The 23,352-nt window shown below is 70.0% G+C and carries 20 protein-coding genes and 1 pseudogene; 11 read left to right on the forward strand and 10 right to left on the reverse strand.

Annotated elements, in window-relative coordinates; all coding sequences use genetic code 11:
• Positions 1–18 precede the first annotated feature (18 nt).
• Complete coding sequence (locus tag ACZ4D5_RS36700) at positions 19–969, forward strand: bifunctional riboflavin kinase/FAD synthetase (RefSeq protein ID WP_467776805.1); 951 nt, start codon at positions 19–21, stop codon at positions 967–969.
• A 144-nt stretch (positions 970–1,113) separates the two neighbouring features.
• Here the strand turns inward: ACZ4D5_RS36700 and ACZ4D5_RS36705 are convergent, their stop codons facing one another.
• From ACZ4D5_RS36705 to ACZ4D5_RS36730, 6 genes are all read right to left on the reverse strand, one after another.
• Positions 1,114–2,145 carry an ABC transporter ATP-binding protein gene (locus ACZ4D5_RS36705; RefSeq protein ID WP_467776806.1) on the reverse strand — a complete coding sequence of 344 codons (1,032 nt, stop codon included), beginning with the start codon at positions 2,143–2,145 and terminating at the stop codon, positions 1,114–1,116.
• Between the two features lie 29 nt (positions 2,146–2,174).
• Positions 2,175–3,176: an ABC transporter ATP-binding protein gene (locus ACZ4D5_RS36710; RefSeq protein WP_467776826.1), complete on the reverse strand. Its 1,002-nt coding sequence runs from the start codon at positions 3,174–3,176 to the stop codon at positions 2,175–2,177.
• A 41-nt stretch (positions 3,177–3,217) separates the two neighbouring features.
• A complete protein-coding gene (locus tag ACZ4D5_RS36715; RefSeq protein WP_467776807.1) occupies positions 3,218–4,150 on the reverse strand; it encodes an ABC transporter permease in 933 nt (310 codons plus the stop codon).
• Complete coding sequence (locus ACZ4D5_RS36720) at positions 4,147–5,241, reverse strand: ABC transporter permease (protein ID WP_467776808.1); 1,095 nt, start codon at positions 5,239–5,241, stop codon at positions 4,147–4,149. The genes ACZ4D5_RS36715 and ACZ4D5_RS36720 overlap by 4 nt, the downstream gene beginning before the upstream one ends.
• A gap of 3 nt (positions 5,242–5,244) precedes the next feature.
• Positions 5,245–7,155 carry an ABC transporter substrate-binding protein gene (locus tag ACZ4D5_RS36725; RefSeq protein WP_467776809.1) on the reverse strand — a complete coding sequence of 637 codons (1,911 nt, stop codon included), beginning with the start codon at positions 7,153–7,155 and terminating at the stop codon, positions 5,245–5,247.
• 525 nt (positions 7,156–7,680) lie between these two features.
• Complete coding sequence (locus ACZ4D5_RS36730; protein WP_467776827.1) at positions 7,681–10,659, reverse strand: MinD/ParA family ATP-binding protein; 2,979 nt, start codon at positions 10,657–10,659, stop codon at positions 7,681–7,683.
• A gap of 43 nt (positions 10,660–10,702) precedes the next feature.
• Between ACZ4D5_RS36730 and ACZ4D5_RS36735 the strand changes: the two genes are divergently transcribed.
• Positions 10,703–10,936, forward strand: coding sequence for a hypothetical protein (locus tag ACZ4D5_RS36735; protein WP_467776828.1), 234 nt, complete (start codon positions 10,703–10,705; stop codon positions 10,934–10,936).
• Between the two features lie 23 nt (positions 10,937–10,959).
• Here ACZ4D5_RS36735 and ACZ4D5_RS36740 read toward each other — a convergent pair.
• A pseudogene (locus ACZ4D5_RS36740) lies at positions 10,960–11,040 on the reverse strand (SCO5717 family growth-regulating ATPase); the annotation flags it as partial.
• A gap of 358 nt (positions 11,041–11,398) precedes the next feature.
• Here ACZ4D5_RS36740 and ACZ4D5_RS36745 point away from each other — a divergent pair.
• Positions 11,399–11,563, forward strand: a complete 165-nt coding sequence (locus tag ACZ4D5_RS36745; protein ID WP_467776810.1) for a hypothetical protein — start codon at positions 11,399–11,401, stop codon at positions 11,561–11,563.
• 539 nt (positions 11,564–12,102) lie between these two features.
• On the opposite strand, the gene ACZ4D5_RS36750 is transcribed toward ACZ4D5_RS36745, so the two are convergent.
• Complete coding sequence (locus tag ACZ4D5_RS36750; RefSeq protein WP_467776811.1) at positions 12,103–12,390, reverse strand: DUF397 domain-containing protein; 288 nt, start codon at positions 12,388–12,390, stop codon at positions 12,103–12,105.
• A 274-nt stretch (positions 12,391–12,664) separates the two neighbouring features.
• Here ACZ4D5_RS36750 and rpsO point away from each other — a divergent pair, with 274 nt between their 5' ends.
• From rpsO to ACZ4D5_RS36775, 5 genes are all read left to right on the forward strand, one after another.
• Complete coding sequence (gene rpsO, locus ACZ4D5_RS36755) at positions 12,665–12,952, forward strand: 30S ribosomal protein S15 (RefSeq protein WP_030363216.1); 288 nt, start codon at positions 12,665–12,667, stop codon at positions 12,950–12,952.
• A gap of 352 nt (positions 12,953–13,304) precedes the next feature.
• Positions 13,305–15,521, forward strand: a complete 2,217-nt coding sequence (locus tag ACZ4D5_RS36760) for a polyribonucleotide nucleotidyltransferase (RefSeq protein ID WP_362343630.1) — start codon at positions 13,305–13,307, stop codon at positions 15,519–15,521.
• The gene (locus ACZ4D5_RS36765; protein WP_467776812.1) at positions 15,518–16,897 is read left to right on the forward strand and encodes a M16 family metallopeptidase; all 1,380 of its coding nucleotides are present in this window, start codon (positions 15,518–15,520) and stop codon (positions 16,895–16,897) included. Before ACZ4D5_RS36760 ends, ACZ4D5_RS36765 begins: the two co-directional genes overlap by 4 nt.
• A gap of 53 nt (positions 16,898–16,950) precedes the next feature.
• Positions 16,951–17,703 (forward strand): 4-hydroxy-tetrahydrodipicolinate reductase, encoded by a 753-nt coding sequence (gene dapB, locus ACZ4D5_RS36770; protein WP_467776813.1) that lies wholly within the window; start codon positions 16,951–16,953, stop codon positions 17,701–17,703.
• 16 nt (positions 17,704–17,719) lie between these two features.
• Entirely contained in the window at positions 17,720–18,172 is a 453-nt protein-coding gene (locus tag ACZ4D5_RS36775) for a hypothetical protein (protein ID WP_467776814.1), read from the forward strand.
• 10 nt (positions 18,173–18,182) lie between these two features.
• Here ACZ4D5_RS36775 and ACZ4D5_RS36780 read toward each other — a convergent pair whose 3' ends face one another.
• Together ACZ4D5_RS36780 and ACZ4D5_RS36785 are read right to left on the reverse strand one after the other, a co-directional pair.
• Positions 18,183–18,743, reverse strand: coding sequence for a PH domain-containing protein (locus ACZ4D5_RS36780; RefSeq protein WP_467776815.1), 561 nt, complete (start codon positions 18,741–18,743; stop codon positions 18,183–18,185).
• Between the two features lie 142 nt (positions 18,744–18,885).
• The gene (locus ACZ4D5_RS36785) at positions 18,886–19,125 is read right to left on the reverse strand and encodes a hypothetical protein (protein WP_362343644.1); all 240 of its coding nucleotides are present in this window, start codon (positions 19,123–19,125) and stop codon (positions 18,886–18,888) included.
• A 190-nt stretch (positions 19,126–19,315) separates the two neighbouring features.
• Between ACZ4D5_RS36785 and thyX the strand changes: the two genes are divergently transcribed.
• The 3 genes from thyX (at position 19,316) to ACZ4D5_RS36800 (ending at position 22,982) form a co-directional block, all read left to right on the forward strand.
• Entirely contained in the window at positions 19,316–20,056 is a 741-nt protein-coding gene (gene thyX, locus ACZ4D5_RS36790; protein WP_467776816.1) for an FAD-dependent thymidylate synthase, read from the forward strand.
• A gap of 190 nt (positions 20,057–20,246) precedes the next feature.
• Positions 20,247–21,146: a 4-hydroxy-tetrahydrodipicolinate synthase gene (gene dapA / locus ACZ4D5_RS36795; RefSeq protein WP_467776817.1), complete on the forward strand. Its 900-nt coding sequence runs from the start codon at positions 20,247–20,249 to the stop codon at positions 21,144–21,146.
• A 150-nt stretch (positions 21,147–21,296) separates the two neighbouring features.
• A complete protein-coding gene (locus tag ACZ4D5_RS36800) occupies positions 21,297–22,982 on the forward strand; it encodes a ribonuclease J (RefSeq protein ID WP_467776818.1) in 1,686 nt (561 codons plus the stop codon).
• Positions 22,983–23,352: the final 370 nt, after the last annotated feature.

Below are 23,352 nucleotides of genomic sequence, written 5' to 3' on the forward strand. Positions count from 1 at the left end.
TCGGCGAGGAGCGAAGAAGTGCAGCGCTGGCGTGGCTTGGAGGACATCCCCCAGGACTGGGGGCGCAGCGTCGTCACCATCGGTTCCTACGACGGTGTGCACCGCGGTCACCAGCTGATCATCGGGCGTGCCGTGGAGCGGGCGCGCGAGCTCGGCGTGCCCGCCGTGGTCGTCACCTTCGACCCCCACCCGAGCGAGGTCGTGCGCCCCGGCAGCCACCCGCCGCTGCTCGCCCCGCACCACCGCCGCGCCGAGCTGATGGCCGAGCTCGGCGTCGACGCGGTCCTGATCCTCCCCTTCACCACCGAGTTCTCGAAGCTGTCGCCCGCCGACTTCGTGGTGAAGGTCCTCGTCGACAAGCTGCACGCGCGCGTGGTCGTCGAGGGCCCCAACTTCCGCTTCGGCCACAAGGCCGCGGGCAACGTCGACTTCCTTGCCGAGCTCGGTCGTACGTACGACTACGAGGTCGACGTCATCGACCTCTACGTCAGCGGTGAGGCCGGCGGCGGCGAGCCCTTCTCCTCCACCCTGACCCGGCGCCTGGTCGCCGAGGGCGACGTGACCGGTGCCGCGGAGATCCTCGGCCGTCCGCACCGCGTCGAGGGCGTCGTCGTGCGCGGCGCCCAGCGCGGGCGGGAGCTGGGCTTCCCCACCGCCAACGTGGAGACACTGCCGCACACCGCGATCCCCGCCGACGGTGTCTACGCCGGGTGGCTGCAGGTCGAGGGCGAGGCCATGCCCGCGGCGATCTCCGTCGGCACGAATCCGACATTCGACGGGACCGCGCGGACCGTCGAGGCGTACGCGATCGACCGCGTCGGTCTTGACCTGTACGGGTTGCACGTGGCCGTGGACTTCCTGGCGTTCGTGCGGGGGATGGCCAAGTTCGACTCGATCGACGACTTGCTCGTCGCCATGGCGGACGACGTGAAGAAGTCCCGGGAGCTGGTCGAGGCGGCGGAGGCCTAGTCGCCGTCGGGGGCTCTGTTCCGTACGCGGCCGCGGGTGCGTCGTGGTCGCTCGCGCAGTTCCCCGCGCCCCTAAGGGGCGCGGGGAACTGCGCGACAAGCCCCCACCGGCCTGCGGTCGCCCATAAACCGAACCCGGCAGACGCTAACGCGCCGCCGCCCAATGGCACGCCACCTGCGTCTCACCGCCCCCGGAGAGGACCGCAAGGTCCTCCTCGCGGCAGCGGTTCGCGACCCCCACCCGCTCCGCCTCCCCAGAGGCAAGCACCTGGCAGCGCGCATGGAACCGGCACCCGCCCGGGATCCGCGACGGGTCCGGCGGCTCCCCCGTGAGGACCACCGGCGACCCCGGCGCCTCCGGCAGCACCGACAGCAGGGCCTGGGTGTACGGATGTCGAGGAGCCGTCAGGACCTCCTCCACCGTGCCGGTCTCGACGATCCGGCCCAGGTACATCACCGCCACCCGGTCCGCGATGTTCCACGCCAGGCCCAGATCGTGCGTCACCACCAGCGCGGACAGGCCGAGTTCGTCCCGCAGGCGCAGCAGCAGGGCGAGGATCTCGCCGCGTACGGACGCGTCGAGCGAGGCCACCGGCTCGTCGGCGACGATGAGTTCGGGCTCCAGGACCAGCGCGCCCGCGATGACCACGCGCTGGCGCTGGCCGCCGGAGAGCTCGTGCGGGTAGCGCAGGAAGAAGCGCTCCGGCGGGCGAAGCCCCGCCCTGGAGAGGGCCTCGGCGACCGCGGCCCGCTCGTCGCCCCCGTACCCGTGGATGCGGAGCCCTTCCGCCACGGCGTCGTACACCGTGTGCCGGGGGTTCAGGGAGCCGCTGGGGTCCTGCAGGACCAGCTGGACCCGCTTGCGGTACGCCTTGAGGGCGCGGCCCGCGTAGTCGAGCGGCTTCCCGCCGAACGTCACCTTGCCGGACGTCGGCGGCACGAGCCCGAGCAGCGAACGCGCCAGTGTCGTCTTGCCGCACCCCGACTCGCCGACCAGGGCGACGATCTCGCCGCCCTTGATGTCGAGGTCGACGCCGTCCACGGCCCGCGCGGTCGCCGCCCCACGGCGGCCGGGGAAGGCGATGTGCAGGTCGGCGGCGGACAGCAGGGGGCCGCCTGCCTCCCGGGTCGGCGTGCGCGGTTCCTGGGCCGTCGTGCGCGGTTCCTCGGTGGTCATGCGCGGTTCCTCTTCACGGGGGCTCTCGGTCACGGCGTGCGCTCCGCCGCCGGGGGCGCGGAGGTGGGCTGCGCGGGGAGCGGCGCGCCCGCGTGGACGCACGCCGCGCGGTGCTGCGGTCCCGCGTCCCGCAGGGCCTGGTCCTCCGTGTCGCAGACGTCCAGGGCGACCGGGCAGCGCGGATGGAACGTACAGCCCGTGGGCAGCGCGGACGGGTCGGGCGGGTCGCCCGGCAGGCCGCGTGGCGCGAACCGGGACGCCGCGTCGCCGATCCGCGGGAAGGCCGCGGAGAGCGCCTTGCCGTAGGGGTGCCGGGCGTTCTCGTAGACCTCGGTGGCCGGGCCCTCCTCGACGACGCGGCCCGCGTACATGACCGCGAGCCGGTCGCAGGTGTCGGAGAGCACCGCGAGGTCGTGGCTGATCATCATCAGGCCGAGGTCCTGCTCGGCCACCAACTGCTCGATCAGGCGCAGGATCTGGGCCTGGATCATCACGTCGAGTGCGGTGGTCGGCTCGTCCGCGATGATCAGGCGCGGGTCGCAGGCAAGGGCCATCGCGATCATGACCCGCTGGCGCTGGCCGCCGGAGAGCTCGTGCGGATACGCGGCCGCGCGAGCGGCGGGCAGGCCCACGTGTTCGAGGAGCTCGCCCACCTTCTTCTCCGCGCCCGCCTGCGTCGCCTTCTTGTGCAGCAGGATCGGCTCGGCGATCTGGTCGCCGATGCGGTGCACGGCGTTCAGCGAGTGCATCGCGCCCTGGAAGACGATCGACGCGCCCGCCCAGCGCACCGCGCGGACCCGCCCCCACTTCATGGTGAGGACGTCCTCGCCGTCGAGCAGGATCTCGCCGGACACCTTCGTGCCCGCGGGAAGCAGGCGCAGCAGGGCGAGGGCGAGCGTGGACTTGCCGCAGCCGGACTCGCCGGCGACGCCGAGCTTCTGGCCCGCGTCGACGGAGAGGTTCACGCCTCGTACGGCGGCGGCGCCGTTCGCGTACGTCACTTCGAGGTTCCTGACGTCGAGCAGGCGCAGGCCGCTCGACTCCTGGGACGTGGTCGACTCGTGGGACTTGGTCAACGGGAGGCCCCCAGCCTGGGGTTGAGCACGGATTCCACGGCGCGGCCGCACAGCGTGAACGCCAGCGCCACGATCGCGATGGCGAGCCCGGGCGGGGCGAGGTACCACCAGTGCCCGGCACTGACCGCGCCCGCCTCACGCGCGTCCTGCAGCAGGCCGCCCCACGAGACGCTCGTCGGGTCGCCGAGACCGAGGAAGGCGAGCGTCGCCTCGGTGAGGATGGCGCCGGAGATCACCAGCGTGGTCTGCGCGAGGACGAGCGGCATGACGTTCGGCAGCACGTGCCGCGCCATGATGTGGCCGTGGCCGCCGCCGAGCGCCTGGGCCCGTTCGATGTACGGACGGGACTCCACGGCGAGGGTCTGCGCGCGGACCAGGCGGGCCGTCGTGGGCCAGGTCGTCACGCCGATCGCCAGGATGATCGTCCAGATGGAGCGGGACATCACGGACGCGAGGGCGATGGCGAGGACCAGCGTCGGCATCACCAGGAACCAGTCGGTGACGCGCATGATGACGGTGGCGTACCAGCCCTTGAAGTGCCCTGCCGTGATGCCCACGAGGGTGCCGATGGCCACCGAGAGGACGGCGGCGAGCAGCCCCACGGACAGCGAGATGCGCGCGCCCCACACCAGCAGGCCGAGCAGATCGCGCCCGAACTGGTCGGTGCCCAGCGGGAACTCACCGCTCGGCGACTCCATCGGCCTGCCCGGCGCTTCGGTCACGCTCTGCGCGTCCGAGCCGACGAGCAGCGGCGCGAAGATCGCGGCGAGCGCGATCAGGACGAGGGCGGCGAGCCCGAAGAGCCCGGCGCGGTGCGTGCGGTACTCGCGCCAGAAGCGGGCCGCGGAGTGCCGGCGGCGCGTCCAGGCGAGGGACCGCGCGCTCTTCGCGCTCGCCGCGGCGGTGGTCGGTGCGGATTCGGTCGTCATCGGCCCACCCGGGGGTCGAGCAGCGGATAGATCACGTCGGCCAGGGTGTTCATCAGGATCACCGCGGTGGAGAAGACGAAGAAGAGCCCTTGGACCAGCGGCAGATCGGGCACGCTCAGCGCCTGGTAGAAGAGCCCGCCGAGGCCCGGCCAGGAGAAGACGGTCTCGACGAGGATCGCGCCCGCGACCACCGTGCCGAGGTTGACGAACATCAGCGTCACGGTCGGCAGCATCGCGTTCGGGACGGCGTGCCGACGCCGTACGAGATCGTCGCGCAGCCCCTTGGCGCGCGCGGTCGTCAGATAGTCGCTGCCCATCTCGTCGAGCAGCGAGGACCGCATGACGAGCAGGGTCTGCGCGTACCCGACGGCGACCAGCGTGACGACGGGGAGCACCATGTGGTGCGCGACGTCGACGACGTACGCGAACCCGGTCTCGCCGCCCGACTCCAGACCACCGGTCGGGAACATCCCGGGAATCGGCCCGATCCCCACCGCGAAGGTGATGATCAGCAGCAGACCGAGCCAGAACGACGGCACCGAGTACAGGGTCAGCGCGAGACCGGTGTTGAAGCGGTCGCCGAACCTGCCGTTGCGCCAGGCGGTGCGTGTGCCCAGCCAGATGCCGATGAGCGTGTAGAGGACGTACGCCGTTCCGGTGAGGAGCAGCGTCGCGGGCAGCGCCTCCGTGATCTTCTCCATCACGGGGGCGTGGAACTGGTACGACGTGCCGAAGTCGCCGCTCAGGACGTTGCCGGTGTAGTCCCAGAACTGGGCCATGACCGGCTTGTCCAGCCCGAACTCCTTGCGCATCGCGGCCAGTTGCTCGGCCGAGACCCGCTTGCCGCCCGTCATCTGCTTGACGGGGTCGCCGGGGATGAGCCGGAACAGGAAGAAGCTGGTGACGAGCACGGCGAACAGCGACACGATCGCGCCGCCGAGTTTGCCCGCCACATAGAGGAGATAGGCGCGGGTGTTGCGGGCCCGCGGCCCGCGGGCCGACGGCGCCCCGGCCTTCGCCGGGTCGCCGTCGGCCCCGGGGCCCAGGGGGCCCTCGGTGTCGAGCAGTGCGGGATTGCTGTCAGCGGTCATGCGTTACTCGCGGTCCTCTGCGGTCGAACGGCGGCGCAGGGCGAACAGGGCTCCGCCGCCCACGAGCACCACCGCGGCAGCGGCGATACCGATGATGACACCGGTCGAGCTGCCGTCCTTGGAGGAACTCTTCCCATCCGCGGGAACGGCCGACCACCAGCTCCAATATCCGTCCTGGCCGTAGATGTTGCCCGCGGCGGTCGGCATGGTGGTGATGGACTTGATCTGGTCGGTGCGGTAGGCCTCGACGGCGTTCGGGTACGCGAGGACGTTCATGTAGCCCGAGTCGTACAGCCACGACTGCATCTCCTTGACGATCCCGGCGCGCTTGTCGGGGTCGTACTCGGCGAGCTGCTTGTCGTAGAGGTCGTCGAACTTCTTGTCGCAGATGAAGTTGTCGGTGGCCGCGCTCTCCTTGGCCTTCTCCGGCAGCGCGGCGCAGGTGTGGATGCCGAGCACGAAGTCCGGGTCCGGGTTGACGGACCAGCCGTCGAAGGCGAGGTCGTACTCGCCGGCGTACCAGGGCACGGAGACGTCGTCGAGGCAGTTGACGTCGAGCCCGATCCCGAGGTCGCCCCACCACTCCTTGAGGTACTTTCCCACGGCCTTGTCGTTGGGGTCGGTGGCGTGGCACAGGATGCGGAACTTCAGCGGCTTGCCGTCCTTGCCGACGCGCTTGCCGTCGCTGTTCTCCTTGTAGCCCGCTTCGTCGAGGAGCTGGGCGGCCTTCTTCGGGGCGTACGCCAGCTCCTGGTCGGCGGAGGGCTTCCAGGCGTAGTCGGAGAAGCGCGGCGGAATGTAGCCCGCGCCTTCCACCGCGTGTCCCTGGAAGACCTTGTCGACGAGCGCCTCGCGGTCGACGGAGAGGAAGAGCGCCTGGCGGACCTTCTTGTCGAGGAGCGCCGGGTGCCCGTCGCCGAACTTCTCGCCGTCGCGGGTCTTGGCGCCGGGGTTGGTGGCGAGCGCGAAGAAGCGCCGCCCCGGCCCCTCGTTGACCTTGATGTTCTCCTCGTTCTTCAGGGAATCGGCCTGAGCGGGAGTGAGGGCGGGCTGCCCGGCGACGAAGGAGACCTCGCCCTTCCTGAGGGCGGAGACGGCGGCGTCCTGATCCTTGTACGTCTTGAAGACCAGCTCGTCGAACTTCGCGGGGCCGCGCCAGAAGTCCTTGTTGGCCTTGAGCCTCACGTACTGGTCGACCTTGTAGTCCGTCAGGACGAACGGGCCGTTGCCGACGACGGGGAAGTCCTTGTCGTTGTTGAACTTCGAGATGTCGTCGACCTTCTCCCAGATGTGCTTGGGGACGATCGGCACGTCGAGGGCGGCCATGGTCGCCTGCGGCTTCTTCAGCTCGATGACCAGCTTGGTGGGGCTGGGCGCGGTCACCTTCTTGAAGTTGGTGACGAAGTTGGAGTTCGCGGTGGCGGTGCCCTCCTTGGACATCACCTTGTTGAACGTCCACGCCGCGTCCTCGGCGGTCGCCTTCTTCCCGTCCGACCACTTGGAGTCGCCCCGGATGGTGTACGTCCAGGTCAGCTTGTCGGCGGAGGACTCCCACTTGGTGGCGAAGCCGGGGATCGCGTGGTTGTCCTTCGCGTCGTAGTTCGTCAGGTACTCGTACGTGAGGCGGTGGATGCTGGTGCTGAGCAGCCGCTGGGCGAGGAACGGGCTGAGCGAGTCGACGCTCTGCGCCACGGCGACGGTGAGCACCTTCTTGCCGTCGGCCTTGGCCTCGGCCTGCTGCGGGGCCGGGTTGAGCGGCGTGGCGAGACCGGCCGTAAGAGTGAACGCGGCGGCGGCCCCGCCGGCGAGCACGAGGCGCCGACGGTGTCGGCAAAGGGGCCGGGCCACGGTCTTCCGTGTTGCTGCCGGTGAGGGTGATGCTGCTGCTCTGCCGTGCTGATCTTGTGTGTCCATGGGTCGGTGACCTCGCGTCATCGCTCGCGCAGGGATGGCTGGTTGAACGCTGTTTGCACGTTGGGTGATCAAGGGACGTCAGCTGGTTGATGTGTGTGTCTACCAGCGGCAGTCTGCGCGCGTCAACGGCAGGTGAACCCCATGTGGCCTGCGGAAATAACGAGTTGACCGGGATTTCATCCGCATTGGTCAAGACCGGTGAAGCGTGGCTGGTGAGGGGGTGACGGTGAGGGGAGGGGGGACGTGACCTGGCGTGCAGCGGTGGACCGGCTGTGCTGCCCGCTTCCGCCGTTCCCGCTGTGGGCAGGCGTTCCGCTTGGGCTGGCGGTGCTGCATCCGTTCCTGCTGTGGGCAGGCGTTCCGCTTGGGCTGGCGGTGCTGCATCCGTTCCTGCTGTGGGCAGGCGTTCCGCACGGCGGAACGGGTGGGCACAGCCCGAAGCTGCGGGGTGCGAGGAACAAGGGGCGGTACGCCAGTGGGCCCGCACCGAGGAACGGTGCGGGCCCACTGGGGAGTTGGCGTCAACTACTGCTGCGGCGGAGGCGGCGCCTGGAACGGCGCCCCCGGCTGAACGGGCGGCTGGGCCTGAGGCGGCACCTGCCATCCCTGCGGCGCCCCCGGCTGCTGCGGATACCCCTGCGGCTGCTGCCCGGGCTGCGGCTGCTGAGGAGCGTACGGCTGAGGCTGCCCCGGATAACCCTGCTGCCCCGGCTGCGGCTGCGCCTGAGGCGGAGCCATCTGCTGCCCCGGCATCGGCGGAGCCATGTGCGGCGGCGGATTCCCGTCCGACGTCCACAGCCCCTGCTGCTGCTGAGCCCGCACGAAGTCCTCGGCGACCAGCGCCGAAAGGTTGAAGTACGCCTCGCGCACCTTCGGCCGCATCATGTCGAGATCGACCTCGGCACCGGCGGCGAGGTGCTCGTCGAAGGGGATCACGACAACGCCCCGGCACCGCGTCTCGAAGTGCGACACGATGTCGTCGACCTTGATCATCTTGCCCGTCTCGCGCACACCGGAGATGACGGTGAGGGACCGCGAGACGAGATCCGCGTACCCGTGCGCGGAGAGCCAGTCCAGCGTCGTGGACGCACTGCTCGCACCGTCCACGGACGGCGTCGAGATGATGATCAACTGGTCGGCCAGGTCGAGGACGCCCCGCATGGCGCTGTAGAGCAGGCCCGTACCGGAGTCGGTCAGGATGATCGGGTACTGCTTCCCGAGTACGTCGATCGCGCGCCGGTAGTCCTCGTCGTTGAAGGTCGTCGAGACGGCCGGATCGACGTCGTTGGCGATGATCTCGAGCCCGGACGGCGCCTGCGAGGTGAACCGGCGGATGTCCATGTACGAGTTGATGTACGGGATCGCCTGGACGAGGTCACGGATGGTGGCCCCGGTCTCGCGCCGCACGCGGCGCCCGAGCGTACCGGCGTCGGGGTTGGCGTCGATCGCCAGGATCTTGTCCTGCCGCTCGGTGGCGAGGGTGGAACCCAGCGCGGTGGTGGTCGTCGTCTTGCCCACGCCGCCCTTGAGGCTGATGACGGCGATGCGGTAGCAGGAGAGCACCGGGGTCCGGATGAGCTCCAACTTCCGCTGCCGCTCGGCCTCTTCCTTCTTGCCGCCGATCTTGAACCGCGAGCCGCCGCCCGCGGGCCTGCTGCTCTTGGCCTTCGGCTTGGTGTTGCGCAGCAGTCGGTCGGAGGACAGCTCGACGGCGGCGGTGTACCCGAGCGGAGCCCCGGGGTTGGTCCGCTCCCGCTGATCGTGCTGCACGGCCTGCGGCCAGGCGGCTCCGGTACGGGGGTCGATGGGCGGCTGGCCCTGCTGTCCCGGCTGCCCCGGCTGCTGGGCCTGCGGCTGCTGGGGCTGCTGCGGGGGAGCGGCGTGGGCCTGCGGCTGCGGCTGTGCCACGGCGGGCGGAAGGGGCTGCTGGGCCTGAGGCGCCTGCGGGTGAACGGGCGGCTGGGGCTGGGGCTGAGGCTGGGGCTGAGGTGCCTGGGCCTGCGGGGCTTGCGGGTGCGGCTGCTGTCCCTGGGGGGCAGGCGGCTGCGGGAAGCCGTATCCGCCGGGCTGGGCGGGGGAGTTGGGTGTGGTCGGTGCCGGTGCCGGTGCCGGTGCCGGGGTTTGCGGGTGGGGCTGCTGCTGGATCGGTGTGGGCTGCTGTCCCTGCGGGGCAGGCGGCTGCGGGAAGCCGTAACCTCCCGGCTGTACCGGCGAGTTGGGTGCGGTCGGGGCAGGAGCGGGCATGGCGTTCTGCGCGGGCGGCGCGACGGGGGCGACCGGCGACGGGGGAGGCGCGACGGGCGACACGGGCGCGGGCGGCTGCGGGAATCCGTAACTCCCCTGCGGCGGCTCAGGGGCCTGCGCCTCGGCGGCCGGAGGCACAGGAGCGGCAGGCGTGTTCCACGCTCCCGGCACGGGTTGCGGAGCCTGCGGCTGAACCTGGGCGGGGAAGGGGGCCGGTGCGGGCGCGGGCGCCTGCGGCGGGGTCTGCGCCCGCACGGGCTCGGGCGAGGACTGCGCGGGCGGCGGAGTCGGCGCGGGCATGGGCCACTGCGGAGCGGAGGTCGGAGCCGCGGGCTGGTACGCGGGCGGCAGGGGCGGCAGCCCGTCCTGCGGCGCGGGCGGCGGCGGAGTCCACGACGGCGGCACGGAGTCCTGTACGTCGTCCTCGGCCGCGGCGGGCACGGCGTCCTGCGGAACGGCGTCGCTGACGGCGTCGGACGGCTCGGCGTCGTCGCCCGCCGCCGCGTCGGAGACCTCGTCGGGGTCCTGCTCGCCCTGATCACCCCGACCGTCGACGACCGGCACGGAATCGGCGGGCTCGTCCTCGCCGGACGCCTCGCCGGAGTCACCAGAAGCATCGCCGGAGCCGGAGCCGGAGCCGGAGCCGGAGCCGGAGCCGGAGCCGGAGCCGGACTCGACGTCATCACCGGCCACGGCCGAGACCTCGTCGCGATCAAGGTCGTCATCGCTGTCGACGGCGGCATCGAGGTCAGCGCCCTCAGCTGCCTCGACAACCTCAGACGTCTCGGCAACCGCAGGACCTTCGACAACCGCAGGACCTTCGGCAACCACAGAAGTGTCGGCAGCCTCGGCCTCGGGAGCCTCGGAGGAGGCCTCCGCCGTGGCCCGCTCCTCGATCTCCTGCTTGAGGGCACGGGCCGAGAACCGCATGGTGGCACCGCTTTCGAGGTCACCGCTGCCCAGGCTCTCGGCAACGGGCTCGACCTCGACCTCGGCCTCGCTCTCCTGGACCTCCTCCTCACCCAGACCCTTGTCCGCGTCCGCGTCCGCGTCCGCGTCCGCGTCCGCGTCCTTGGCCTCGGCCAAGGCGTCGACCTCGCTCTTCGGTACGACACCGGTCACGTGCACGGAGGCCGCGGGCCCGGCAAGGGCCCCGCTCCAGTCGGAGGCGCCACCGTCGGCGGCCACCGGCGGCACGACGGGCGGCTTCTCCGGCTCCGCGGGCTGGAACCCGCTGCCCACCGGCAGCTTCGGCACCACGCTGGGAACCGGCGGAGCCGGAGGCATCGCGAAGGAGGGGGTGATGGGCGGCGGCGTGGAAGCGACCGGAGCCGGGTCAGGCTGCGGCTCGGCCTCCGGAGCCGAGACAGCCGAGGCAGCCGAGGCAGAGGCAGGCGGCGTCGGAGCGGACGGCGTGGAGACCGGAGGAGTGGAGGCCGGAGGAGTGGAGGCCGGCGGCGTGGAGACCGGAGGAGCCGAAGGCGTCTCGCCCGCGCTGCCCGAAGCGTTCTGCGTGTACCAGGCGGGCGGCGCGTAGTCGATGGTGAACTCGCCCGTCGTCTCGGCAGCGGACTCCGCGTCGGACTGATCATCGACGGGTGAGTCCCAGCCCCCGCGGATCTCGTCCCGATCGCTGTTCACAATGCCTCCTGGTGTGGTCGAGCACCCTCGTGCCGTGGTGGGGGGCGACCGTTCCTGTCGTCCGATCCGCCTGGCTCTCCCCGTTGAGGGACGCGCACGACCCGCTCGAGGGTTCTGGCGTCGCGTCCTGTCCCAGCCTAATCACCAAAACCACCAGCACGGCAGGGCCGTCCACCCCACCAATGCTGTCCATTGCGTCACGCCCCGCCCAGGAGCGTTCCACGTACATCAAACCGTGACAGACAAATGCCCCAACACATGACAGCCCGCCGTGAATTGGCGCGATGCCCCTCAGGGGCAGGGGGGGGCGGACATCGAAAGATGAGGTCCGGCGGAGGGCAGACAGCGCAAGCTTCTGGTGCGTACGACGCTGGGCGGCGAGACCCACGTGGGAGTCCCCGAAGCCGTGTACCGCACGGCCGTCGTGCTCGCCAACAAGGCCGCGGACAAGCTCGATTGCGGTGCCGAGCGGATCGGCGCCCCGAGCGGATCAGCGCCCCCGGGCGGGACGTCCCGCTGGTGATGCCGGAGGGGGACGACCCGAAGCCCGTCCCGCTGCCCCGCGCGAAGGGCACGCCCTGCGGATGGGCGGCGCGGGCCGATCTGCCTCGCGAACGACGCAGGCCCGACAGGCCATTGCGACCTCTCCACCGCACCTGAGTCACCGCACCTGAGTCCATGTCCGACGAGGACGACGCATTCCCCGCTGTCCTTCGCCGCCTGGTACGGGGGCTGGAGCAACCGCCTCCTGGGCGACGGCATCGTCGAGGCGGTGAAGCGACGGCCGCTGAAGGAGTTCGCCGAGGACCAGACGGCCCGCCGGGGCTGCTCGCCCCCGCGCTACTCCTTCTGATCTCCGTCAGAACCGCAGCCACAGAGCCCGTACATAAGAGTCGTCCAGCAGCTGCCGTCCGTCCATCGCGCTCGCGCGCACCGAAGCGGGCACATCCGGGCAACGTAGCGAGCCCTGGCCGAGCGCCGGCCCCGAGCCTCCCGAGCCTCCCGAGCACCGGCCCCGTCCCCCGAAGAGACCGCGCCGTACCCCGAAGGCGCAAGGAGGGCCTACTCGCCCCCCAGCCCCCCATTCCGCACCGAAGGCTCAAGATCGAACTCCCCGTCCCGCGCCCCGAGCACGAACGCCCGCCACTCCGCCTCCGTGTACCGCAGCACGGTCCCCGGATCGAGCGACGACCGCATCGCCACGGCGCCTCCCGGCAGATACGCGATCTCGACCCGCTCCTCGTGCTCCTCCGTACCCGGAGCGCTCTGCCACTCGACACCGGAGATGTCGAGGGCGTAGAGCTCCTCCTTCTCGCGTTCCTTGCGTGCCTTGTCCTGCGGCTCGGTCATGGCGGAGCGGTCCCTTCACGACGTACGAAAGAGCTGTCCGGTTAGCCTATCGGGGGCATTCCGCCCTGTTCAGAGGTTTCGCGGGCCCGCGTAAGGGGCCTCTCGGACCGACTGGTACCCTGTGTAACGGCCGCTTGTCTGCGCACGCTCGGATCCCCAGGGGATCCGGACCCCGCGCCCCGCGGCCCATCCCGGCCTCCCGAGTCACGGAAGCTCCCCTGAGACGTAGACCAGGGGCACTCGGAGGCACTCGAAGACATCACGAGGAGTACGCGTGTCGCTCGACGCCGCTACGAAGAAGCAGATCATGACCGAGTTCGGCCAGAAGGAGGGCGACACCGGCTCCCCCGAGGTCCAGGTCGCACTGCTCTCCCGCCGCATCTCGGACCTGACCGAGCACCTCAAGACCCACAAGCACGACCACCACTCCCGTCGTGGTCTGCTGATCCTGGTCGGTCAGCGTCGCCGCCTGCTGCAGTACCTGGCCAAGAAGGACATCCAGCGCTTCCGTGCGCTGGTCGACCGCCTCGGCATCCGTCGCGGTGCGGCGGGCGCCAAGTAAGTCGCCGTGAAGGGAGCGGTTCCCACTCGAAGCACTCGAAGGGGGCCGCTCCCTTTGCTGTACGTGCGCAGTGTCACTGACGCTTTGTAGTCTGGTGATACCAAGCACGCCCACGTACGTCCCCACGAGTACCCCACACCCCAAGAGGGAGAGGCGCACCCAGCCGCCGCCGGTCCTCGGTAGTGGCCCCCGGGAGACATCCCCGGGTGCTTCGATCGAAGACCGGCCCGCACACACGGCGCGCTTCTCCACACGGTCCCGCACCACTCACGGGACCCCCGCCCCCGGCCACACGGGCCAAGGGGCGAGAAGACGACACGTAGACATACGTAGACACGTAGGAGAACCGCTAGTGGAGAACGAGACCCACTACGCCGAGGCCGTCATCGACAACGGCACCTTCGGCACCCGCACCATCCGCTTCGAGACGGGCCGCCTGGCCCGTCAGGCCGCCGGCTCCGCCGTGGCCTACCTGGACGACGACACGATGGTCCTCTCGGCCACCACCGCGTCCAAGAAGCCCAAGGACCAGCTCGACTTCTTCCCCCTGACGGTGGACGTCGAGGAGCGGCAGTACGCCGCCGGCAAGATCCCCGGTTCGTTCTTCCGCCGCGAGGGCCGCCCCTCCGAGGACGCGATCCTGACCTGCCGCCTGATCGACCGCCCGCTGCGTCCTTCCTTCAAGAAGGGCCTGCGCAACGAGATCCAGGTCGTCGAGACGATCATGGCCCTCAACCCCGACCACCTGTACGACGTGGTCGCGATCAACGCCGCCTCCTGCTCCACGCAGCTGGCCGGCCTGCCCTTCTCGGGCCCGATCGGCGGCACGCGCGTGGCGCTCATCAAGGGCCAGTGGGTCGCCTTCCCGACGCACACCGAGCTCGAGGACGCCGTCTTCGACATGGTCGTCGCCGGTCGCGTCCTGGAGGACGGCGACGTCGCGATCATGATGGTCGAGGCCGAGGCCACCGAGAAGACCATCGAGCTCGTCAAGGGCGGCGCCGAGGCGCCGACCGAGGAGATCGTGGCCGCCGGCCTGGAGGCCGCGAAGCCCTTCATCAAGGTCCTGTGCAAGGCCCAGTCGGACCTCGCCGCCAAGGCCGCCAAGCCCACCGGCGAGTTCCCGATCTTCCTCGACTACGAGGACGACGTGCTGGAGGCCCTGACCGCCGCCGTCAAGACCGAGCTCGCCCAGGCGCTCACCATCGCCGGCAAGCAGGAGCGCGAGACCGAGCTGGACCGCGTCAAGGCGCTGGCCGGCGAGAAGCTGCTCCCGCAGTTCGAGGGCCGCGAGAAGGAGATCTCCGCCGCGTACCGCTCGCTGACCAAGACCCTGGTCCGTGAGCGCGTCATCAAGGAGAAGAAGCGCATCGACGGCCGCGGTGTCACCGACATCCGCACCCTGGCCGCCGAGGTCGAGGCCATCCCGCGCGTGCACGGCTCGGCGCTGTTCGAGCGTGGCGAGACCCAGATCCTGGGCGTCACCACCCTCAACATGCTCCGCATGGAGCAGCAGCTCGACACCCTTTCCCCGGTGACGCGCAAGCGCTACATGCACAACTACAACTTCCCGCCGTACTCCACCGGCGAGACCGGCCGCGTCGGCTCCCCGAAGCGCCGCGAGATCGGCCACGGCGCCCTCGCCGAGCGCGCCCTCGTGCCGGTCCTGCCGACGCGCGAGGAGTTCCCCTACGCGATCCGTCAGGTGTCCGAGGCCCTCGGCTCCAACGGCTCGACGTCCATGGGCTCCGTCTGCGCCTCCACCATGTCGCTGCTGAACGCCGGTGTGCCGCTGAAGGCCGCCGTCGCCGGTATCGCCATGGGCCTGATCTCCCAGGAGATCGACGGCGAGACGCACTACGTCACCCTCACCGACATCCTCGGTGCGGAGGACGCGTTCGGTGACATGGACTTCAAGGTCGCCGGCACGAAGCAGTTCGTGACCGCCCTGCAGCTCGACACCAAGCTCGACGGCATCCCCGCCTCGGTCCTGGCCGCCGCGCTGAAGCAGGCCCGTGACGCGCGTCTGCACATCCTCGACGTGATGAACGAGGCCATCGACGTTCCGGACGAGATGTCCCCGAACGCGCCGCGCATCATCACCGTCAAGATCCCGGTGGACAAGATCGGTGAGGTCATCGGCCCCAAGGGCAAGATGATCAACCAGATCCAGGAGGACACCGGCGCCGACATCACGATCGAGGACGACGGCACCATCTACATCGGTGCCGCCGACGGCCCGGCCGCCGAGGCCGCCCGCGCCACGATCAACGGCATCGCCAACCCGACCATGCCGGAGGTCGGCGAGCGCTACCTGGGCACCGTCGTGAAGACGACGACCTTCGGCGCGTTCGTCTCCCTGCTCCCGGGCAAGGACGGTCTGCTGCACATCTCGCAGATCCGCAAGCTCGCCGGCGGCAAGCGCGTGGAGAACGTCGAGGACGTCCTCGGTGTGGGCCAGAAGGTCCAGGTCGAGATCGCCGAGATCGACTCCCGCGGCAAGCTCTCCCTCATCCCCGTCATCGAGGGTGAAGAGGGCGACGACAAGAAGGACGACACCGACAAGTGACGTCGCGTAGCACCACGACGACGGCCCGCGTCTCCTCGGAGGCGCGGGCCGTCGCCCGTACCCAAACCCTGATCAAGGGCGAGAACGGCATCGGCACGGTCCGCAGGACGACCCTCCCGGGCGGCCTGCGCGTCGTCACGGAGACGCTGCCCTCCGTGCGCTCGGCGACCTTCGGCATCTGGGCAGGCGTCGGCTCGCGCGACGAGACCCCGTCCCTGAACGGCGCCACCCACTACCTCGAGCACCTCCTCTTCAAGGGCACGAGCAAGCGCAGTGCCCTGGACATCTCGTCCGCGATCGACGCGGTCGGCGGCGAGATGAACGCCTTCACGGCGAAGGAGTACACGTGCTACTACGCGCGCGTGCTCGACACCGACCTGCCGCTCGCCATAGACGTCGTCTGCGACATGCTGACCGGCTCCCTGATCCTCCAGGAGGACGTCGAGGCGGAGCGCGGCGTCATCCTCGAAGAGATCGCGATGACCGAGGACGACCCGGGCGACTGCGTGCACGACCTGTTCGCGCACACGATGCTCGGCGACACCCCCCTCGGCCGCCCGGTCCTCGGCACCGAGGAGACGATCAACGCCCTCACCGCCGACCGCATCCGCCGCTTCTACAAGAAGCACTACGACCCGACCCACCTCGTGGTCGCCGCCGCGGGCAACGTGGACCACAACAAGGTCGTACGCCAGGTCCGCGCCGCCTTCGAGAAGGCCGGCGCCCTCCAGCGCACGGACGCGACCCCGATGATCCCGCGCCAGGGCTCCCGCGCCCTGCGCACCTCGGGCCGCGTCGAGGTCATCAACCGCAAGACCGAGCAGGCCCACGTCATCCTCGGCATGCCGGGCCTGGCCCGCACCGACGACCGCCGCTGGGCCCTGGGCGTCCTGAACACGGCGCTCGGCGGCGGCATGTCCTCCCGCCTCTTCCAGGAGGTGCGGGAGAAGCGCGGCCTGGCCTACAGCGTGTACTCGTACACGTCGGGCTTCGCCGACACCGGCCTCTTCGGTGTGTACGCGGGCTGCCGCCCCAGCCAGGTGCACGACGTCCTGAAGATCTGCCGCGACGAGCTCGACCAGGTCGCGCAGCACGGTCTGACGGACGACGAGATCGGCCGCGCCATCGGCCAGCTCGCGGGCTCCACCGTCCTCGGCCTGGAGGACACCGGCGCCCTGATGAACCGCATCGGCAAGAGCGAACTCTGCTGGGGCGAGCACATGTCGGTCGACGACATGCTGGCCAAGATCTCCGCGGTCACCCCCGACGAGGTGCGCGAAGTGGCCCGTGACGTCCTCGGCCGCCGCCCGTCCCTCTCGGCCATCGGCCCGCTCAAGGACAAGCAGGCCGCCCGCCTCCACGAAGCGGTCGCCTAGGCCGCCGGAGGACTCGGCACAACAGGGCCCAACTCCCTTAAGGAATGAAGGACATGAGCAAGCTGCGCGTGGCGGTCATCGGGGCCGCGGGCCGGATCGGCTCCGAGGCCGTGAAGGCCGTCGAGGCCGCCGACGACATGGAACTGGTCGCCGCTCTCGGCCGGGGCGACGAGCTGGAGAAGCTGACCGGCGCCGGCGCCCAGGTCGCGGTCGAACTGACCCACCCGGACTCGGTGATGGGCAACCTCGACTTCTGCGTGCGCAACGGCATCCACGCCGTCGTCGGCACGACGGGCTGGAACGACGAGCGCCTCGCGCAGCTGCGCACCTGGCTGGCCGCCTCCCCGGAGACGGGCGTGCTCATCGCCCCGAACTTCTCCATCGGCGCGGTCCTGACGATGAAGTTCGCGCAGATCGCGGCGCCCTACTTCGAGTCCGTCGAGGTCGTCGAGCTGCACCACCCGAACAAGGCCGACGCCCCCAGCGGCACGGCCCAGCGCACCGCCCAGCTCATCGCCGAGGCGCGCAGGCAGGCGGGCAGCGCCCCGCAGCCCGACGCCACGTCGACGGCCCTGGACGGCGCGCGCGGCGCGGACGTGGACGGCGTGCCGGTGCACTCGGTGCGCCTGCGCGGTCTCCTCGCCCACCAGGAGGTCCTGCTCGGCGGCGAGGGGGAGACCCTGACCGTGCGCCACGACTCGCTGCACCACAGCAGCTTCATGCCGGGCATCCTGCTCGGCGCGCGCCGCGTGGTGAGCACGCCGGGCCTCACGTTCGGCCTGGAACACTTCCTGGACCTCGGCTGACCACGAGCTGACACCCATGCGCGCAAAGATCACCTACGCCGTCACGGCTGCCGTCCTGGTCGTCTACTTCGTCCTGGTCGGCAGCCGCGGCGTGCTCCTCATACAGCACGGCACCGCGCTCACCGTCACCTTCGGCGTCGCGGTGCTGATCCTGCCGTTCATCGGCATCTGGTTCCTCTGGAAGAACACCCAGTTCGTCCGGAACGCCAACCGTCTCGCCGCCGAGCTGGAGGCCGAAGGCGGCCTCCCCGTCGACGAGTTGAAGCGCACCCCCGCCGGCCGCATCGACCGCGACTCGGCCGACGAGGTCTTCGCCCGCCGCAAGGCGGAGACGGAGGACTCACCGGACGACTGGCGCTGCTGGTTCCGCCTCGCCGTGGCCTACCACGACGCGCGGGACACCCCTCGCGCGCGGAAGGCCATGCAGCGGGCCATCGCCCTGCACGCGGGCAAGCCGGTCGACGTCTGACGAGGTGTGCCTAGGCGGTGGGCCGGTACTCGTCGGCCCACACCTCGATGGAGTCGGCGGCGCGGTTGAACGCCTCGTGCCGCGCAAGGAAGTCGGCGTTCCGGTCGGTCAGCAGAGGCTGCGGCCCATCGGCCTGCGCGTCACGTCGTACGAGAACGAGCGCCTGCCCCTGCACCGTGCGGGGCAGGCCCAGCCACCGCACCGGCTGCTGCGCGGTGCGGACGGTCGCGACCTGCGCCCACGGCACGGTCTGCGTCGTCAGGAAGCCGACCCTGCGCAGCCCCTGGGCGCTCACCCACGTCCCCATGCGCAGCAGCCGCACGGAGCTCGCGATGATGAGAGCGGCGAGCCCCGCGCAGATCGCGGCACCCGCGAGCGAGTCCGCGAACGCGATGATCACGGCGGCGAACAGGACGTACGAGGCGAGCAGCAGCAGAAGGGCCGCGGCGCCCACCCGCCAGGGGCCCGGACGGTAGGGCCGGCGCCAGTGATCGCGGTCCTCGAAGGGCAGGGCGGCGTCGTCCGCCGCGTCGTCGAAAGCGCGGTCCGCGGTCAGGAAGGGCAGGGGCACGGGCTGATCCTCACTCGATCCACGCACTGGGCTGTGCCCGGTGAGGCTATCGAGCCGTGTCCCCTGCTACCACCCTTGGGGGTCCGGACGAGTCAGCGCCGAACGGCGTCGGTCCGCGCTGATCCGTGCTGGTCCGGGCCGGTCAGCGACCGTCGGACGCCTCGGACTGCTGTGTCTTCGCGGGTGACTGGTCGGCGGACATCGCGGGCATCCCGAAGAGCAGGGATCCCACCAGACCGGCCACCACGGTGAGGCCCATGAGCGTGCGACCGACGATCTGGCCTGCCGATGCGCGCTCTCGGGGCGGGGGAGTGACGTTGCTGCGGAACTTGTCGGCTTCGGCGATGAAGGCGAACGGGACGGGCTCTCGCCGACGGAACATGGGGTGCGCTTCTCCTCACGGGTCTCGAACGAACCTCTGTGATTAGACAGACGCTCGAATCGCCCAAAAGGTGCCCTGTTTCAGCAAATTAGTCGAAGAATGTCGTAGCCGGTCACCGAGGGACCGATTGTCAGTGGCTGGCCATAGAGTGGGCGCCGCCCGAGTGATGCACATGGAAGGACCCCCGCCTGTGAGCGAGACCCCCACCGAAGACCTCAAGCCCAGCTTCCGCAGCGAGGTCACCGTCGAGCTCGTGAAGCACGCCGCCACCGACTCGGACGTCCTGTGGGCGGCCCGAGTCTCCACGGCGGGCGAGCAGTCCCTCGACGAGCTCCAGAAGGATCCGGAGCGCTCCAAGGGTCTGATCAACTACCTGATGCGGGACCGCCACGGCAGCCCCTTCGAGCACAACTCGATGACGTTCTTCATCAGCGCCCCCATCTTCGTCTTCCGCGAGTTCATGCGACACCGCGTCGGCTGGTCGTACAACGAGGAATCGGGTCGCTACAGGGAGCTGGAGCCGGTCTTCTACGTCCCCGACGCCTCCCGCAAGCTCGTCCAGGAAGGCCGCCCGGGCAAGTACGTCTTCGTCGAGGGCACCCAGGCCCAGCAGGAGCTGACGGGCCGCGTCATGGAGGACTCCTACCGCCAGGCGTACGAGGCCTATCAGGAGATGCTCGCCGCCGGCGTCGCCCGCGAGGTCGCCCGCTCGGTGCTCCCCGTCGGCCTCTTCTCCTCGATGTACGCGACGTGCAACGCCCGTTCGCTGATGCACTTCCTCGGCCTGCGCACCCAGCACGAGCTCGCCAAGGTCCCGTCCTTCCCGCAGCGGGAGATCGAGATGGTCGGCGAGAAGATGGAGCAGCACTGGGCCGAACTGATGCCTCTCACCCACGCGGCCTTCAACAAGAACGGACGTGTGGCGCCGTAAGGCACTGATGTACGGATGCGCCGAGCGAAGTGTCCGTATTGCGGCACTTCGTGAAGTTCATCTAGCCTGATCAAACGGACCCGGCACTGCTTGAACCCCCGAGCAGGCAGTGCCGGGCTCCACACTTGTCAGGTCCGCTCGCATCCCCCGAGGGGGGACCCCGCGCTGAGCAGCGAGTAGCGTGTTACCCATGGCTCCGACCTCCACTCCGCAGACCCCCTTCGGGAGGGTCCTCACCGCCATGGTCACGCCCTTCAAGGCGGACGGCGCACTTGACCTCGACGGCGCGCAGCAGCTCGCCGCCCACCTGGTGGACGCAGGCAATGACGGCCTGGTCATCAACGGCACCACCGGTGAGTCCCCGACCGTCAGTGACGCGGAGAAAAACGATCTCGTACGAGCCGTACTGGACGCGGTCGGAGACCGCGCCCACATCGTCGCGGGCGTCGGTACGAACGACACCCGCCACAGCATCGAGCTGGCCCGCGCCGCCGAGCAGGCCGGCGCCCACGGCCTCCTGACCGTCACGCCGTACTACAACAAGCCCCCGCAGGAGGGCCTGTTCCGGCACTTCACCGCCATCGCCGACAGCACCGAGCTGCCGGTCATGCTCTACGACATCCCGGGCCGCAGCGGCGTACCGATCAACACGGAGACGATCGTCCGGCTCGCCGAGCACCCCCGGATCGTCGCCAACAAGGACGCCAAGGGCGACCTCGGCCGCGCGAGCTGGGCCATCGCCCGCTCGGACCTCGCCTGGTACTCCGGCGACGACATGCTGAACCTGCCGCTCCTGTCCGTCGGCGCATGCGGCTTCGTCTCCGTCGTCGGCCACGTCGTCACCCCGGAGCTGCGCGCCATGCTCGAGGCGCACCTCACGGGCGACGTGCAGAAGGCCACGGAGGTCCACCAGAAGCTGCTCCCGGTCTTCACCGGCATGTTCCGCACCCAGGGCGTGATCACGACCAAGGCGGCGCTCGCCCTCCAGGGCCGGCCCGCGGGTCCGCTGCGTCTGCCGCTGGTGGAGCTGTCGCCCGACGAGACGGCCCAGCTCAAGATCGACCTCGCCGCCGGCGGGGTACAGCTGTAACCACAGACTTCACAACTGAATACGCGAAACACCGCGGGCGCGACGTGAACCGTCGTCCGCCCGCACCCCACACAAACAACTGCTACTGCACGAACGTCATACGCGCCACGTGCCTTGGAGGTACGTGGCGCGCGTGGTGAGGAGAGTCTTTTGAGTCATCCGCATCCTGAACTCGGCGCTCCGCCGAAGCTCCCGAAGGGCGGCCTGCGGGTCACCCCGCTCGGCGGCCTCGGCGAGATCGGCCGCAACATGACCGTCTTCGAGTACGGCGGCCGCCTGCTGATCGTCGACTGCGGAGTGCTCTTCCCCGAGGAGGAGCAGCCCGGAATCGACCTGATCCTGCCGGACTTCACGTCCATCAGGGACCGCCTCGACGACATCGAGGGCATCGTCCTCACGCACGGCCACGAGGACCACATCGGCGGTGTCCCCTACCTCCTGCGCGAGAAGCCGGACATCCCGCTCATCGGCTCCAAGCTGACGCTCGCGCTGATCGAGGCGAAGCTCCAGGAGCACCGCATCCGGCCGTACACGCTGGAGGTCGCCGAGGGCGACCGCGAGCACCTCGGCCCGTTCGACTGCGAGTTCGTCGCGGTCAACCACTCCATCCCGGACGCCCTGGCCGTCGCCGTCCGCACCCCCGCGGGCATGGTCGTCGCCACCGGCGACTTCAAGATGGACCAGCTGCCGATGGACGGCCGCCTCACCGACCTGCACGCGTTCGCGCGGCTGAGCGAGGAGGGCATCGACCTCCTCCTCTCCGACTCGACGAACGCCGAGGTGCCGGGCTTCGTCCCGCCCGAGCGGGACATCTCGAACGTGATCCGCGGCGTCTTCGCCGGCGCCCAGAAGCGGATCATCGTGGCGAGCTTCGCCAGCCATGTGCACCGCATCCAGCAGATCCTGGACGCCGCCCACGAGTACGGCCGCCGGGTCGCCTTCGTCGGCCGCTCGATGGTCCGCAACATGGGCATCGCCCGCGACCTCGGCTACCTCCGCGTACCGCCGGGTCTGGTCGTCGACGTGAAGACGCTCGACGACCTCCCCGACAACGAAGTCGTCCTGGTCTGCACCGGTTCCCAGGGCGAGCCCATGGCCGCGCTCTCCCGCATGGCCAACCGCGACCACCAGATCCGGATCGTCCAGGGCGACACGGTGATCCTGGCGTCGTCGCTCATCCCCGGCAACGAGAACGCGGTCTACCGCGTCATCAACGGCCTGACCCGCTGGGGAGCGAACGTCGTCCACAAGGGCAACGCCAAGGTGCACGTCTCCGGCCACGCCTCGGCCGGCGAGCTCCTGTACTTCTACAACATCTGCAAGCCCAAGAACCTGATGCCGGTCCACGGCGAATGGCGCCACCTGCGCGCCAACGCCGAGCTCGGCGCCCTCACCGGCGTCCCGCACGACCGCATCGTGATCGCCGAGGACGGCGTCGTCGTCGACCTCGTCGAGGGCAAGGCCAAGATCGTCGGCAAGGTCCAGGCCGGATACGTGTACGTCGACGGCCTCTCGGTCGGCGACGTGGGCGAGCCCGCGCTGAAGGACCGCAAGATCCTCGGAGACGAGGGCATCATCTCGGTCTTCGTCGTCGTGGACTCCAGCACCGGCAAGATCACCGGCGGCCCGCACGTCCAGGCACGCGGCTCCGGCATCGACGACTCGGCGTTCGGCGCCGTCATCCCGAGGATCCAGGAAGTCCTGGAGAAGTCGGCCCAGGACGGCGTCGTCGAGCCCCACCAACTGCAGCAACTCATCCGCCGCACGCTGGGCAAGTGGGTCTCGGACAACTACCGCCGACGCCCGATGATCCTGCCCGTGGTCGTCGAGGTCTGACCCCTTCGACTACGCGATCTCCGGAGCGGGGCGCCTCGATTTGCATCGGGGCGCCCCGCTCCGTTAGGTTTACGGCTCCGCCAGCGAGGGAAGCCCCGAGCACTCACGTGCCTGGGACCGACCGGAGCGGGGCGGAAATTCCGACTCAGAATCTCTGATAAAGTCGGAACCGCCGGAAAGGGAAACGGGAAGGCCGAAAGGCCGGACCGGGAACCGAAAGGCACCGAGGAAATCGGACACGAAAGAGTCTGATAGAGTCGGAAACGCAAGAACAAAAGAAACACCGAAGGGAAGCGCCCGGAGGAAAGCCCGAGAGGGTGAGTACAAAGGAAGCGTCCGTTCCTTGAGAACTCAACAGCGTGCCAAAAGT

This window comes from Streptomyces sp. NPDC025651, from assembly GCF_055558735.1.

Coding starts and splice junctions, on each gene's coding strand:
- ACZ4D5_RS36705 (WP_467776806.1), bottom strand. CDS start 2,145: ATGACCACCGAGGAACCGCGCACGACGGCCCAGGAACCGCGCACGCCG.
- ACZ4D5_RS36715 (WP_467776807.1), bottom strand. CDS start 4,150: ATGACGACCGAATCCGCACCGACCACCGCCGCGGCGAGCGCGAAGAGC.
- ACZ4D5_RS36720 (WP_467776808.1), bottom strand. CDS start 5,241: ATGACCGCTGACAGCAATCCCGCACTGCTCGACACCGAGGGCCCCCTG.
- ACZ4D5_RS36725 (WP_467776809.1), bottom strand. CDS start 7,155: ATGGACACACAAGATCAGCACGGCAGAGCAGCAGCATCACCCTCACCG.
- ACZ4D5_RS36735 (WP_467776828.1), top strand. CDS start 10,703: ATGGGCGGCGGCGTGGAAGCGACCGGAGCCGGGTCAGGCTGCGGCTCG.
- ACZ4D5_RS36750 (WP_467776811.1), bottom strand. CDS start 12,390: ATGACCGAGCCGCAGGACAAGGCACGCAAGGAACGCGAGAAGGAGGAG.
- dapB (WP_467776813.1), top strand. CDS start 16,951: ATGAGCAAGCTGCGCGTGGCGGTCATCGGGGCCGCGGGCCGGATCGGC.
- ACZ4D5_RS36775 (WP_467776814.1), top strand. CDS start 17,720: ATGCGCGCAAAGATCACCTACGCCGTCACGGCTGCCGTCCTGGTCGTC.
- ACZ4D5_RS36785 (WP_362343644.1), bottom strand. CDS start 19,125: ATGTTCCGTCGGCGAGAGCCCGTCCCGTTCGCCTTCATCGCCGAAGCC.
- dapA (WP_467776817.1), top strand. CDS start 20,247: ATGGCTCCGACCTCCACTCCGCAGACCCCCTTCGGGAGGGTCCTCACC.